Annotated in this window: 13 protein-coding genes; 3 read left to right on the top strand and 10 right to left on the bottom strand. The window is 68.2% G+C overall.

Translation table 11 applies throughout. From position 1 onward, the window contains the following. Positions 1-770: 770 nt before the first annotated feature. On the bottom strand, positions 771-2,612 hold the full coding sequence (gene mutL / locus NCW75_00555; protein ID UYV12795.1) for a DNA mismatch repair endonuclease MutL: 1,842 nt from the start codon (positions 2,610-2,612) through the stop codon (positions 771-773). Between the two features lie 39 nt (positions 2,613-2,651). On the opposite strand from mutL, the gene NCW75_00550 reads away from it, so the two are divergent. Then, entirely contained in the window at positions 2,652-3,683 is a 1,032-nt protein-coding gene (locus NCW75_00550) for a 3'(2'),5'-bisphosphate nucleotidase (GenBank protein ID UYV12794.1), read from the top strand. Here NCW75_00550 and NCW75_00545 read toward each other — a convergent pair. The 5 genes from NCW75_00545 to ribH form a co-directional block, all read right to left on the bottom strand. Then, positions 3,680-4,972: a serine/threonine-protein phosphatase gene (locus tag NCW75_00545; protein ID UYV12793.1), complete on the bottom strand. Its 1,293-nt coding sequence runs from the start codon at positions 4,970-4,972 to the stop codon at positions 3,680-3,682. The two genes, NCW75_00550 and NCW75_00545, sit on opposite strands and share 4 nt — an antisense overlap. A 49-nt stretch (positions 4,973-5,021) precedes the next feature. Next, entirely contained in the window at positions 5,022-5,990 is a 969-nt protein-coding gene (locus tag NCW75_00540; protein UYV12792.1) for a flagellin, read from the bottom strand. Between the two features lie 116 nt (positions 5,991-6,106). Next, positions 6,107-7,039, bottom strand: coding sequence for a signal recognition particle-docking protein FtsY (ftsY, locus tag NCW75_00535; protein UYV12791.1), 933 nt, complete (start codon positions 7,037-7,039; stop codon positions 6,107-6,109). After that, the gene (gene nusB, locus NCW75_00530) at positions 7,033-7,515 is read right to left on the bottom strand and encodes a transcription antitermination factor NusB (protein ID UYV12790.1); all 483 of its coding nucleotides are present in this window, start codon (positions 7,513-7,515) and stop codon (positions 7,033-7,035) included. The genes ftsY and nusB overlap by 7 nt, the downstream gene beginning before the upstream one ends. Next, on the bottom strand, positions 7,512-8,081 hold the full coding sequence (gene ribH, locus NCW75_00525; protein ID UYV12789.1) for a 6,7-dimethyl-8-ribityllumazine synthase: 570 nt from the start codon (positions 8,079-8,081) through the stop codon (positions 7,512-7,514). Before ribH ends, nusB begins: the two co-directional genes overlap by 4 nt. A gap of 62 nt (positions 8,082-8,143) precedes the next feature. On the opposite strand from ribH, the gene NCW75_00520 reads away from it, so the two are divergent. Next, positions 8,144-9,136, top strand: coding sequence for a hypothetical protein (locus NCW75_00520; protein UYV12788.1), 993 nt, complete (start codon positions 8,144-8,146; stop codon positions 9,134-9,136). 946 nt (positions 9,137-10,082) lie between these two features. Here NCW75_00520 and NCW75_00515 read toward each other — a convergent pair. The 4 genes from NCW75_00515 to NCW75_00500 are packed head-to-tail and all read right to left on the bottom strand — an operon-like array spanning position 10,083 to position 12,241. Next, positions 10,083-10,886: an ABC transporter permease gene (locus NCW75_00515; protein ID UYV12787.1), complete on the bottom strand. Its 804-nt coding sequence runs from the start codon at positions 10,884-10,886 to the stop codon at positions 10,083-10,085. Positions 10,887-10,888: 2 nt separating this feature from the next. Next, on the bottom strand, positions 10,889-11,269 hold the full coding sequence (locus NCW75_00510; protein UYV12786.1) for an STAS domain-containing protein: 381 nt from the start codon (positions 11,267-11,269) through the stop codon (positions 10,889-10,891). After that, positions 11,266-11,850, bottom strand: coding sequence for an ATP-binding protein (locus NCW75_00505; GenBank protein ID UYV12785.1), 585 nt, complete (start codon positions 11,848-11,850; stop codon positions 11,266-11,268). Before NCW75_00505 ends, NCW75_00510 begins: the two co-directional genes overlap by 4 nt. Before the next feature lie 40 nt (positions 11,851-11,890). Beyond that, positions 11,891-12,241: a hypothetical protein gene (locus tag NCW75_00500; protein UYV12784.1), complete on the bottom strand. Its 351-nt coding sequence runs from the start codon at positions 12,239-12,241 to the stop codon at positions 11,891-11,893. Positions 12,242-12,320: 79 nt separating this feature from the next. Between NCW75_00500 and guaA the strand changes: the two genes are divergently transcribed. Continuing rightward, positions 12,321-13,883, top strand: coding sequence for a glutamine-hydrolyzing GMP synthase (guaA, locus tag NCW75_00495; GenBank protein UYV12783.1), 1,563 nt, complete (start codon positions 12,321-12,323; stop codon positions 13,881-13,883). The last annotated feature ends 29 nt before the right edge of the window (positions 13,884-13,912 follow it).

Raw genomic sequence — 13,912 nt, 5'->3', positions numbered from 1 at the left:
CACCGACGCCGTGCCATCGCCCATCGAGCCAGTGCGGTGCCCCATCGGACGCATGCAATGGGCCATCGGACGCGTGCGACGGGCCATCGAGCCCGGGCGATGCCCGATCGAACGCGTGCGATGCCCCGCCGAAGGCTTGCGATGCCCCATCGCACCGGTGCGAAAAACTCGATGATGCCGCCGGCGGGCCCGAAAAACCCCGTTGCCAGGCCGTGGGGGCGGGTTGGGCGCGGCGATGGTCCAGATAAGTTTGTGGCCCGGGTCCAGATAAGTCTTTCATGGGCGACGGGTGCTTGGACGTTGTGGGATTCGGGCGTTCTTGGCTCTTCGCCGCTCGGCGGGGCCGAAGACGGCCGCGCCAGCGCTCGACCAACGGGGGTGTTCTTGAGCGCTCGCGTGGCTCGCTTGCGGGCTACCGCCCGGGCCGCTCAGCGGCCGCGCCTCCCGCATGCGCTCTCGCTCGAAGGCTCGCTCGGCGGATGCTGCGGCGTTGTGGTGTGCTTGAGCGCTCGCGTTGCTCGCTTGCCGCCTGACGGCCGGGCCGCGGGAGCGGCCGCGCCTCTGTGGTGATCCCCTCCGGCCCTTCCCTCCGCTTCGAGCCCTTCGCGACCTTCGCGGCCTTCGCGACCTTCGCGTTCAAGAAAGAAGGTCCGGCTGCTCACGCAACCGGCTCGGTAGGAGCGGTCCCCCCAACGCGCCAGTTCCTCACTCTGCGCCCTCTGGGACCTCTGTGTTCAAGATAGAAAGCCCAGGCTCGCGCCAGGGCCTCGTCAGCGGCGTCCGAACATCTTCTCGAGATCCCGCATCGTCAGCCGCACCGACGTGGGCCGGCCGTGCGGGCAGCTCGCGCTGCGCTCGACCTTCTCGCGGAGTTCTAAGAGCGCCGACAATTCCTGGTCGCTCAGGGCGTCGCCGGCCTTGACGGCGGCCTTGCAGGCCATCATGTCCAGGACCTCGCGCAGCGCGTCTTCCTGGTCTTTCGGGAGGTCGTCCTTCTCCAACAAATCGCCCATGAAGTCGGCCGGGTCGACGCCGCGGCTGAACAGCAGGCTGGGGAACGAGTGCACCGCCACGCGCGTGGGGCCGGCGGCGGTGGCGTCGATGCCAAGCGTTTGTAAGATCGAAGCCAGCGCTTCGAGCTTCTCGGGCGCGTCGGCCACGCCCACCATCGCGGACGTGAGCAGGCGCTGGCTTTCTAACGTTCCCTGGCTGGCCACGCGAGACCGCAACGCCTCGAACATGACCCGCTCGTGCAGGGCGTGCTGGTCGATGATGACCACGCCGTCGTCGTCGTGGGCGACGAGATAGCTGTCGCGGATCTGCATCGCCCTTCGCATCCACGGGCCGTCGGGCACGCGGTCGATCCCGGTGGGCTCGGGATTCTTATGTTCGATCTGCGTCGTGGGTTGCGGTTCGGGGCGATTCAGGACGGCGTGCGCCTCGGCCTCGGTGAACCGATCCGCCGCCTCGCGCGCGGCCTGCGTCATCTCGGTGGCTTGCGGGCCCTTAAAGATCGCCCCATCGGCGGGTACGAACGGCTGCCAGGGGCGAACGCTGCGCGGATTGACCTCTTCAAGGGAAGCAGTCAAATCCTCGCCCGCGAGCGCATCGCGCACCGAGCCGTGCACCGCGGCGTGGATGGCCGACGAGTCCCGAAAGCGGACTTCTGCTTTCGCGGGATGCACGTTCACGTCGACCATGCTGGGGTCGACGTCGATCAGCAGCACGGCGACGGGGTGCTTGCCCGGCTCGATCAGGCCGCGATACGCCTCGCGCAGCGCGTGGGCGATGCTCGCGTCGCGGATGACGCGGCCGTTCAGCACGATCCACTGGCCCTTGGCGTTCCCGCGCGCCGCGTGGGGCCGGCCGACCAGGCCCCAGAGGTTCACGTTGTACGTCTCGGCTGCGGTTCCCTTGGCCTCGATCATCGCGTCGGCGAGGTCCTCGCCCAGAATGGAACGCACGCGCTGCGGCGCGCTCTGGTCGGCGGGCAGGTCGAGCGTGGTGTGGCCATCGCACACCAGCGTGAAGCCGATCGCCGGTCGCGCGAGTGCGAGGCCCTTGACCGCCGCAACGCAGCGCTGCTTCTCGGTCTGGGCCGTTCTGAGGAACTTCCGCCGAGCGGGCGTGTTGAAGAAGAGATTCCGCACCTCGATGACCGTGCCGGGCGCTCCGCTGGCGGGCGATGGCCCTTGCACGCTCGCTCCCTCGACGACCAGCTCGGTCGCCTCGCTCGCGCCACGCGTGCGCGATCGGATCCGCAGCCGGCTCACACTGGCAATGCTCGCCAGCGCCTCGCCCCGGAAGCCCATCGTCGAGACGGCGTCGAGGTCATCGGGCGAGGTAATCTTGCTCGTCGCGTGCGGGGCGACGGCCACGGGCAGCTGCTCGGGCGACATGCCGCAGCCGTCGTCGGCCACGCGGACCAGCTCGATACCACCGGCCTCCAGCTCGACGCGCACGCTCGTCGCCCCGGCGTCGAGCGCGTTCTCGACCAGTTCCTTGACCACCGAGGCCGGCCGCTCGACGACCTCGCCCGCGGCGATCTGGTTGACGACCAGCGGGTCGAGGGCGCGGATCTCGGGCAGCTTGTCATGGGGGACGGGAGGCATGCCGGGCATCGTAGTAGCACGCCGGGGCTACGCTGGGTGATGCCAACCAACCCCGACACGATCGACACCGCCGCGTACGCCCGGGCAGCCCGCGAGGCCGTCGCCAAGGCCGCCATCGTCTGCCGGGCCGTGCAGGCCCGCCTGGACGACCTTCGGGCCATCACCAAGGACGACAAGAGCCCGGTGACCATCGCCGACTTCGCCAGCCAGGCGGTCGTCGCCCGTGTCCTCCGCGAGCACGTGGGCGATTCCCTTGTGCTCGTCGGAGAAGAGGGCAGCGCCTACCTCCGCGAGCCCCAGCACGCCGCGCACCTGCAGGCCGCCCTCGAGGCCACGCACCTCGTCTGGCCCGATGCGACGGAGGCCGACATCCTCGACGCCATCGACCTCGGTGATGCCGAACCCACCGACGACCATTGCTACTGGACGCTCGACCCCATCGACGGCACCAAGGGCTTCCTGCGTGGCCAGCAGTACGCCGTCGCACTGGCGTGGCTCGACCACGGCGTGCCCAGTGTGGGCGCGATGGCCTGCCCGAACCTGCCAATCGCCCACGACGCGCCACTGGACAAGGTCGACGCCCACGGCAGCATCTACCTCAGCGTCGCCGGCGAGGGCACGCTCGAGGCGCCACTGAGCGACCCGACCGCCGACGCCACGCGCATCCTGCGCAGTGACGTGCCCGATGGCGACGCCGTGAGCGCCTGCATGTCCGTCGAAAAGGCCCACAGCAGCACCGACGACACCGCCCGCGTGATGGAGCGCGTCGGCCCCTCGCGTGAACCGGCGCGCCTCGACAGCCAGTGCAAGTACGCCGTCGTGGCGAGAGGCCAGGCCGACGTATACCTTCGCCTGCCCACGAAGAAGGGCTACGTCGAGCGCATCTGGGACCACGCCGCCGGCGCCCTCGTCGCCACCGAGGCGGGCTGCGTCGTCAGCGACGCAACGGGCCTGCCGCTGGACTTCACCCACGGTAAGGGCCTGGAACGCAACCGCGGCATCGTGTGCGCGCCCGCGGGCGTGCACACGCGGGTGATCAAGGCGATCCAGGAACTCGGGCTGCTCAGTTAGCCCTCCCGCTTTACCACCAGCACGCACCGATCGTCCACCACCTCTTCTTCGCTGAACGCCCCCACCGCCACGCGGATCGACTCGGCGATGGCATCCGGGTCGGCGTCGGATTGCGAGATCGCCTCGTCCAGTCGCTCGAGGCCGAACTGCTCGCGGTGCTCGTCGAAGGCCTCGATCACGCCGTCGGTGTAGAGCACCATGCACTCGCCTGGCCCGAGCACGCCCGCGGCGCCCACGGTGTCGAGGTGCTCCAAGATGCCAAGCGGCGGGCTGGCGTCGCCCTCGATGGCCTCGACCGAGCCATCCGTCCGGCGGAGGCGCGGCACATGGTGGCCGGCGTTGGCGTAGGCGAATCGGCCGTCTTGCGGGTAGAAGCCCACGAAGATGGCCGTCACGAACCGCTCGCCACCCAAAGACTCGAACAGCACGCGGTTCACATCGGTCACCACCGTGTTGGCGGGCCGGCCGAACGCGCGATAGGCCATCAGCACGCTGCGCAGCATGCCCATCGCCACCGACGCGGGCGGGCCGTGTCCCGAGACGTCGGCCACGACCGCGCCGATCTGCCCGTCGCCAAAGTCGCGGAAGTCGTAGTAGTCGCCGCCCACTTCCTCGCTGGGCTCGTACCACACGGCGAAGCGCAGCCCCTCGACCGTCGGCGGCGCGGGGGGCATGATCGACCGCTGCGCATCGAGGATCGACGCGAGCGAAGACGACAGGCGATCGTTGAGACCCGAGACACGATTCACCAGGTCCTCTCGCTCGCCGGCCATCGACATCAGGTTGGCCATCTGCGCGAGGAGCAGCAGCTCGGCCTCGCCAATGCTCCACGGGGTGGATCGGAAGAACACCGCCCACTCGCGCGCCTCGCCCCGCCGATAGATGGGCAGCACGACCGCGTGCGAAGGCAGATCCTGCCCATCGAACAACACCGCATCGGCGGGCCGCGTCTCGATCTCCATCTTTGTTGGTCGGTCGATCGCCGCCAATTGGGCCAGCAGCCCTCCGTTCGAGCTCGCTGTCGCGCCCGGCTTCCACGCGCCCTCGGGCGTCAGGATGCGCGGATCGAGCCCCTCCTCGGGCAGCTCGATGATGTTGGTGATCGTGTACCAGCCTGGGCGCTCGTCCTCCCAGCGGAAGCCCACGAACAACTCGGCCCCGAACATCGCGCGCATGCGGCGCAGCAGGCGGAAGCCATGCTCGGCCAATGACGTGGCCTCGCTGGCCTCGCGCATGAGCTCGACGAAGTCCATCGAGCCCGCCGTTCGTGTCGGGGAGGGTGGCGGCACCCCCAAGGGTACTCAGCAGCCCGACCGCGAAGCTACTTTGAGCGGTAAATCAGCCCAGGAGATCGAGCACGCGCGCCTGGTTATCCAGACCCGCGCTGATCGCCGCCAGCGTGGCCTCGGTGCGGATGTTCCCGCGAATCAGCCGGGCGCTCTCCTCGGCGAAATCGGCGTCACGGATGGACGACCGGGCGGCCGAGAGCGACTCGATCTGCGTGCCGATCATCGCGAGCCTGGGCGAGATGACGTTCTTACTGAGCGCGCCGAGCGCACCACGCTGCGTGTTCACCTGCTCGCGGGCACGAGCCAGGATGCGCTGCGCCAGTTCGGGGTTCTCCAGCAGCGAGCCAACACCACCCGATGCCACGTCGGTCAGCTGCACCTTCACCGCGTCGGGGTCGACGATGATGTCGCCGGTCTCGGTTTCTGTGGGCTCGATGTCGTACACGTCACCCAGCTTGGTCGGGTCGAGGCTGGCGATGGTCTCAGAGGTGCCATCGCCCAAGGGCACCGAGAACGAGCCATCCAGCAGCTTCTGATCGTTGAACTCGGCGCCGCCGGCCAAGCGATCGATGGTCTGCATGATCGAGTCGAGCTCGAGTTGCATCGCCTCACGCTCGGCCTCGGACGTGCCGGCGGTGTTCGCCGCGGCGACGGCCAAGCCCTCGGCCTCGATGAGCAAGCCCGAGATCTCGGAGATCGCGCCGTCGGCCGTGTTGACCACCGCCTGGCTCCGATCGAGCGCGCGGCCCTCGGCCTCCAGCGACGCCAGGGCAGCACTAATTTGTTCGCTCGAGATCAGCCCCGCGGGATCATCCGACGCACGGTTGATCCGCAAGCCCGTAGACAATCGCTCGAGGGCGGTGTTGCGATCGGCCTGGTTGATGCCCAGGATGCGCAGGCCCGTGTTGACCGCTGAAGAGCCAAATCCGATCGGCTGCATGGCGGTGCCCTCCCATGGCACGTGGATGCGGACGACACGCCACACGACGAACGCCCACACCAAACCAATCGCATCCACACGGGCAGAAACCCACAGCGAACCAACACACCGACGCGAATTCGCGCCGGCACCATCGGTCCGATCGGAACGATCGGCTTTCCTCCCTGCGCTATCGGGCTAGATGGGTGCCAACTTCAGGCCGGTTCGGCGGCGGGGCCAAACAACCCCTCGACGAACGCCTCGGGGTCGAAGGGCTGCAGATCCTCGGCCGTCTCGCCAACTCCGATAAACTTCACCGGCACGCCGCACGCCTCGCGCACGGCGATCACCACGCCGCCCTTGGCCGTACCGTCGAGCTTGGTGATGACTAGCCCCGATAACGGCACCGCCCTGGCGAAGTGCTCGGCCTGGGCCACCGCGTTCTGGCCGCTGGTCGAATCGAGCACCAGCAAGGTCTCGTGCGGCGCGCCCTCGATGGACTTGCCGGCAACCTTCGCGATCTTCTCGAGCTGGCGCATGAGCGACTCTTGTGTCTGCAACCGACCGGCCGTGTCGAGGATCACGACATCAACGCCGCGCGACGCGCCGGCAGCGCACGCGTCGAACGCCACGGCCGCCGGATCACCACCCTGCTGCCCGCGCACGACGTCCACACCCATGCGCTCGGCCCACACCTCGAGTTGGCGAACCGCGCCCGCGCGGAAGGTGTCGCACGCGCCGAGCAGCACGGTCTTGCCATCCTCGCGGAGCGCGTGGCACAGCTTGGCAATCGTCGTCGTCTTGCCTACGCCATTCACACCAGTCACCAGCAACACGGTCGGACCATCGCCAGCGTACTTCAGGCTCAGGTCCTCGGGCGGCCACATCGCCGAGACCGACCGCTTGAGGTAGCCGATCGCGTCCTCGCCCTTCTCGAGCTTGCCCGCCTTCACGTCGGCGCGCAGGCCGTCGATCAGCCGCCGCGTGGCCTGCACGCCCACGTCGGCCCGCAGCAGCACGGCCTCGATCTCCTTGATGAGTGTCTCGTCAAGCCGCCGGCCGGTCACCAAGTCGCGCAGCGGGTCGATCAGCACCGACCGCGTGCGCTTGAGCGAGTCCTTGATCTTGCGACCCAGAGACTTCAGCACGCCTTGGGCTCCACGGAGTCAACAGGCTCGACGGTCTCCACAGTTTCGGCCCCGGCGAGCCTGCGCATGGCCGCGTCGAGCAGCGCGTTCACGAAGCTCGGGCTCTTCTCGGTGCTGAACATGCGGGCCATGTCGATCGCCTCGTCGATGGCCACCTTGGGCGGTGCCTTGGCAGAGGCCATCTCGTGGTACGCCAACCGCAAGATCGCGCGATCGACCGCCGGCTGCCGAGACACGGGCCACGCCGGGCTCAGCTGCTCGAACAATTGGTCGGCGTCACGCCGGCCCGCGTACGCCTCGATCGCCAGCTTCTCGGCCTGCCGAAGCTCGCGGGCTTCGAGGTCCTCGCTCTCGTTCATTACCGACTCGCGCAAGGACTCGAGCAATCGCTCGCCCGGCGCATCCTGCGCCTTGTTCGCGTCGAGCCCGTAGAGGATCTGGAACGCCGCGATGCGTACACGCTGGGCCGAGATCATGCCGACCCCTTGCCGTTCGCGCTCGCGACCGCTGCCTTGTCGGCCCCACCCGCCAGGGGCGGCATGGCCTGTGGCGAGAGCATCTCGGGCCGGTTCTGCATGGCCGCCACGCGCAGCCGGCGCAGCTCGTCGATGGCCTCGAGCGCCGCACCCATCGCCTCGGTCCCCTTGTTGCCCTTGGCCCCGCCGGCTCGGTCCTTTGCCTGCTTGTCGGTGTTGGCCGTGATGACGCCGAAGCACACCGGCACGCCCGTCTCGGCGGCCAACCGCGCCAGCCCCTGGGCCACCGCGTCGTTGATGTGCCGATCGTGGCTGGTCTCGCCGCGGATGACACAGCCCAGGGCCACCACCGCCTCGAAGGCCCCGGTCCGCAGGGCGGCCGAGCTCATCGCGACCAGCTCGAAGGCCCCCGGGGCCCGCAGGACGGCGGGCTTGGCCCCCGGCCACCGCTTCGCTAGGGCCTCGATGGCCCCGTTCAGCATGGGTCCCGTGATGGAGTGGTTGTACCGGCTCACGACGATGGCCACCGGCGGGGCGTGCTGGGGATTGGGCTCAGGGTTCGGCATCGGACCATCGTAGGGGCCGCCCGGGCTCCGCTTTGGTCTCATGTCGGCAGTACCATCGCCCCGTGCGGCAACGCCTGGTCAAACTCACCGACGTCCTCCAGCTCACCCGCTTTGCCACGGCCTTCGCCGCGGTGGGCAACGTGTGGCTGGTCATCTTGTGGACCCGGGCCAACCCCGACGAGCTGACCGCCCTGCCCATCAACGCCCCCATGCGGACCGCCCCGCTGGCCCTGCTGCTGCTGGGCGGGGCCGTCGCCGCCATCGGGCTCTACGCCTTCACCCTGGGGCTCAACGACATCGTCGACCGCCGCCGCGATCGGGCCCTGGGGGCCGACCGCCCCATCCCCACCGGCCGCATCGGCCTCGACCTGGCCACCATCGTGGTGGCCGGCTCGGTCTTCGCCGCCGTGCTGGGGGCCTCGTTCTTCGGCACCGCCGCGGTTCGCCTCACCGTGGTCGTCGCCGCCGCGGCCCTGGCCTTCAACGTCGTGGGCAAGTTCGTGCCCGGGGCCGGGCCCTTGCTGCTGGGCCTGATCTTCGCCGGGCACATGGTGATCCCCAACATCCAGCTCCACTTCGTGTGGCCCGTCGTCGTGGTGATGACCCATGCGCTGGCGGTCGAGTGGGCGGCCTGGGTCGTCGGCCGCCGCAGCCCGGCCATGAGCCGCCGCGCCGTCGCCGCCATCACGCTGGGCTGGCTCTTCTGGGCGTGCGTCATCCTGCTGATCGGCTCGTACAACACCAGCGGCATGGCGACCTGGCCCGACTGGCCCAACCGCCTGAGCGCCCTGCTCATCGCCGGCCTGGCGGTCACCTTCGTCATCTACATGACCCATAAGGTCCGCAAGACCGGCCCCGGCCCACGCGCCGCCGAGAAGCTCCGTCGGTACGGCGCCATCTGGCTCGTGCTCTACGGCGTGGTGTGGGTTGTCACCGAGGGCTACTGGATGGCCGCGGGCATCCTGGCCGGCCTGGGCACCGTGGGCCTGATCGTGATGACCGTCGCCCGCGAGGCGTACCACCTCGCACACCAGCCACTGGGCTACCGGCGATGATTCGGAGCGGGTGACGTGCGTATTTTCTTGTCGAACTACTTCTTCGTTCGACCACACTCGGGGCAGGTCTTGCCAACGACCCGCCGGAGGTCGTAGTCGCATCGCACGCACCGGCCAGCCATGCGGCGGCGGAGAGAGCGCAGAAGCTCGAAACCCGTGAAGAGGCGAACCACGAGGCCGCAAAGAAGAGGGTGTTGGTCACCGCTGCTTGTGCGATGACGCCGAACGGCATTGAGAGGGCCTGGGGTGGCCACCCGGGAACCGGAGCGCGTTTGAGCGCGTCGATCTTGATCTGTCCTTCTTCGACATCGGTCTTCTGCAGGCCGGAAGCGGCGAACGTGTGTTCGTGGCCCACTATGCTCTCGAGCATCGGCATCGGCCATCCGACACGCGTCGCATAGAGGAAAAAGTTGTCCGCTTCCATCGCAGCCATCCGCCCTGTAAGGTAAGCCGGCGGAAACGACGCGATCTGATCGTCGATGCGTTGGCTAGGTGGCGAGTTCGCCGTCGCGTCGAGGTACTGTTCGGTCATGCTGCCCGCCGGCTCGTTGACCATTTCCTCGAGTTGGGGCAGGAACGCCAGCATTTCACGCTCTCGCTCTTCGGCAAAGTCCGCCCCACCAATCTCCAGCACCCGATCGGCACGGCGCCGATGGTGCTCCGACACCTGATTTGCGCCGTCGAGCCGATCCCCGTTCCACGATTCGGTTTCCCAACCCGGGTATCGATTCACCTCCTTCTCGAGGAGCCACGGCTCAACGACACCAACACCTTTGGCATGCCGTGCCCACCAAGGTTGATACCAACCGGCCCACATGCCGACAGTGAGCCCCCACGCCACCAGCCACGCGGTAGCGAAACCAAGGGCGATGCACAGGAGTGCTCGTCGGATCCAGCGGGACATGAAGCATGATACCGAACCCACGTCGAGGTCGGATACCGCGATTTAGAACAAGCCTAACGCGTAGAAGATGGCCGTGAACACAAGGTCGGCGATCACCACCGCCACCACGCTCTCGACCACCGTCCGCGTCGTCGCCGCACCCACGCCCGCCGCTCCGCCGGTGACGCGGAGGCCGTTGGAGCACGCGATCACGCCGATGAGCAAGCCGAACACCAGGCTCTTGGCCACGCCCGTGAAGAAGTCGACCAACTTCACCTGGAAGAGCAGGTTCTCCCAGTACACCACGAACGGCAGGTCGATCACCAGGATCGACACCCCGATCGATGCGGCGATCGACACTAAACTTGCGAACACGCCCAGCGCACCCATGCACGTGCACGTCGCGAACACACGCGGCACGACGAGGAACCGCACCGGATTCAACGCGTGCGCTTCGAGGGCCTCGATCTCCTCACCCACCACCATCGTGCCGAGTTCGGCGGTGATAGCCGCTCCGGCGTAGCCCGTCAGCACGATCGCGCTGATCAGCGGCCCCAGCTCGCGGAGCACGGCCACGCCGATGATGTTGGCCAGCTTGTCCTTCTGCCCGAGCTCGCCCAGCGGCGGGGCCATCTGCAGGCTCAGGATGAGCCCGACCGCCGCCGACACGAGACAAATAATCGCGATGGATCGCACGCCCACGCGGATGATCTGGGTGTTGATCGCCGACGACCCCATGCGGATGCGCGGGTCGAACACCGATCGGGCCAACCAGACGAACGCCTGCTTGAGCAGGGTGAGCATGTCACCCACGTGATCGAGCGTCTGCACCACCACCGCACCCACGGCCCCGAACAAGCGCACCATGCCTACACCGCCGACGCGGCGTCGATCGCCTCATCGATCGTCGCGGCCATCGGGAACACCGTGTCCAGGCGCGCGATCTCGAAGATCGAACGGACCCGGTCTTGCAACGCGCACAGCACCAGCCCCACATCCTTCTTGCGGCTGAGTTGCAGGCCGCGCACGAGCGTGGCCACGCCCGAGCTGTCCATGTACGTCACGCCCGAGAGATCAACGACCACCGCGCCCTTGCCCTTGATACGGCCGATCGCGTCCTGGAGCGCGGTCTGCAGGTCGGGCGAGCGCATGATGTCGACCTCGCCGGTCAGGCTCACGACCATCATGCCCGGCTGCTGTTCGCGGATGTCGATCCCGCTAGCCTGGGCATCGTTTTGCTCGCTGCTCACGCTCCACCTCCCGCCGGCCCATCCTTGCTCGTTCGCTCCCCAGCCGGTTGGGAACATGTTCCGCTAGCACACCGCGAATCGTCGCATCCTTCGGTCAACGCTCGCGTTCGCTGGGCGCTGGGCCCGTCGAGCCGCTTTACGAGCGTGAGCCTCATGCCAGCGTGTTCCCGCGGGGCATATTCGGCGCAATCCACGACCTGGCGGATGATGTGGACGCCCAGCCCGCCGGGGCGGATGTCGTCGAGGTCGCGGCCCTGGATCTGGTCCGGGTCGACCTGCTGGGCCTCGTCCTCGATCACGATGCACACGCCCGGCCCCTGCTCGCCGTCGTCGTCGAGCGGCCAGATCTTCATCCAGATCGGCCGCCCCAGTTCCTGCTCGTACCCATGGCGGATCACGTTGCACAAGGCCTCGTCGACCGCGAGCGCGAGGTGCGAGCTGGAATCGTGCGAGAATCCGAGCCGCTTGGCCACGCCGGCCACCATCTCGCGAGCACCGGCGAGGTAGCGAACATCGCTGACCACCCGCAGCACGATGTCGGGCGGAAACTCTTGCACTTTGCTGGGCAGGCTGTCGGTCATCGGGTGGGCGGGTTTCCCTGGGTCGTCTCGAGAGCGGCCGCTACTGGGCTTCGGTCAGCGCCGGCTGGGGGCCATAGGTGGCGTCCAGCCACTGTCTCCATCGGTCGATTGCCTCGCGGCGCTCGCCCTCTGAGGCCCAGGGATCGTAGCCGAAGCGGTCCCGGGCCGTTCTCTCCAGCGCCGCGATGGCCAGGGTCCGCAAGGCCGGGTCGTCCGAGCGCAGGCTATCGACCATGCCCTGCAGGTCCTCATGCGTGGGCTCTCGGGCGCTGGCGACAACCGCCCGGATGCGCGAGCCGGCGTCGGGGGCCTGGAAATCGGCCGGCAGCGACGCCCGGCAACCCGCCAGGGCCAGACCGACCATCGCACAGACCAAACCCATCCACCGCATGAGACACGATAGACTGCGCGTCGGCCACAGCCGCTGGCATATGCTTCGCGCTTCCCCAAAATGCGGAGGCATCCCCCGAATGATCCCCACCCCCACAGACGAAGTCGTCCTTATCGTCGACTTCGGCTCGCAGACGGCCCAGCTCATCGCCCGCCGCTGCCGAGAGCTCGGCGTCTGCGCGATGATGGTGTCGCCCAAGAGCACCGCCGCGGAGCTGGCCAAGGCCAACCCCAAGGCCATCATCCTCTCGGGCGGCCCGGCCAGCATCGAGGACGCCGGCGCCCCCGCCCTCACCGACGGGCTGCTCGACATGGGCCTGCCCGTTCTGGGCATCTGCTACGGCATGCAGATCGCCTGCCACAAGCTGGGCGCCCACGTCGAGAAGGCCGACCACCGCGAGTTCGGCCGCGCGGCCCTTGACGTCGCGGAGAACGACGGCCTGCTGAGCGCCATCCCCGGCAAGACCACCGTGTGGATGTCCCACGGCGACCAGATCAGCGAGCTCAAGAGCCACGGGTTCAAGATCCTCGCCCGCACGCCCACCTGCCCCGCCGCCGCCGTCGCGCACGTGCAAGACGGCGTCCGCTTCTACGGCGTGCAGTTCCACCCCGAAGTCACCCACACGCCCCACGGCATCGACATCCTCCGTAACTTCCTCTTCGAGATTTCCGGCTGCAAGGGCACGTGGCGCATGGCCGATTTCGCCCAGACCCAGCAGGAGCGCATCGCCGAGGCCGTGGGCGACCAGCGCGTCATCTGCGGGCTCTCGGGCGGCGTCGACTCGGCCGTGTGCGCGGCCCTGCTGCACAAGGCTATCGGCGACCAGCTCACCTGCGTGTTCGTCGACACGGGCCTGCTCCGCAAGAACGAACGCCAGCTCGTCGAATCGACCTTCAAGGACCACTTCGATGCCGACCTACGCGTGGTCGACGCGGCCGACGACTTCCTTGGAGACCTCGCCGGCATCACCGACCCACAAGAAAAACGCCGCCTCATCGGCCACCGCTTCATCGAAGTCTTCAAGGACACCGCCAAGGACATCCCAAACGCCAACGTGCTGGCCCAGGGCACGCTCTATCCCGACGTCATCGAGAGCGGGCAGGGCCACGGCGGCGTCTCGGCCACCATCAAGCTGCACCACAACGTGGGCGGCCTGCCCGCCGAACTGGGCTTCGCGCTCGTCGAGCCCCTGCGCGACCTGTTCAAGGACGAGGTCCGCACGCTCGGAGAGGTCCTGGGCCTTCCCAGCCAGATGGTCTGGCGCCACCCTTTCCCGGGTCCGGGCCTGGCGGTTCGGGTGCTGGGGGACATCACCCGCGAGAAACTGGCCGTGCTGCGCGAGTGCGACGAGATCGTGCTCGAAGAGATCATCTCGGCCCAGCTCTACCGCCAGACCAGCCAGGTGTTCGCCGTGCTGCTGCCCGTGCAGAGCGTGGGCGTGATGGGCGACGGGCGGACCTACGAGAACGCCATCGCCGTCCGCGCCGTCGAGAGCGAGGACTTCATGACCGCCGACTGGGCCCGCCTTCCGTACGACGTGCTCGCGCGCATCAGCAACCGCGTCATCAACGAGGTCCGCGGCGTCAACCGCGTGGTCTACGACATCTCGAGCAAGCCGCCCGCCACGATCGAGTGGGAATAAAAAACAGGCCCGCGCCTTGGGGACGCGGG

This window comes from Phycisphaera sp. (assembly GCA_025916675.1).
Lineage (GTDB): Bacteria > Planctomycetota > Phycisphaerae > Phycisphaerales > UBA1924 > JAHCJI01.
Note: the sequence above shows the minus strand (reverse complement) of the source record. Positions and strands in the feature narration are given on the sequence as shown.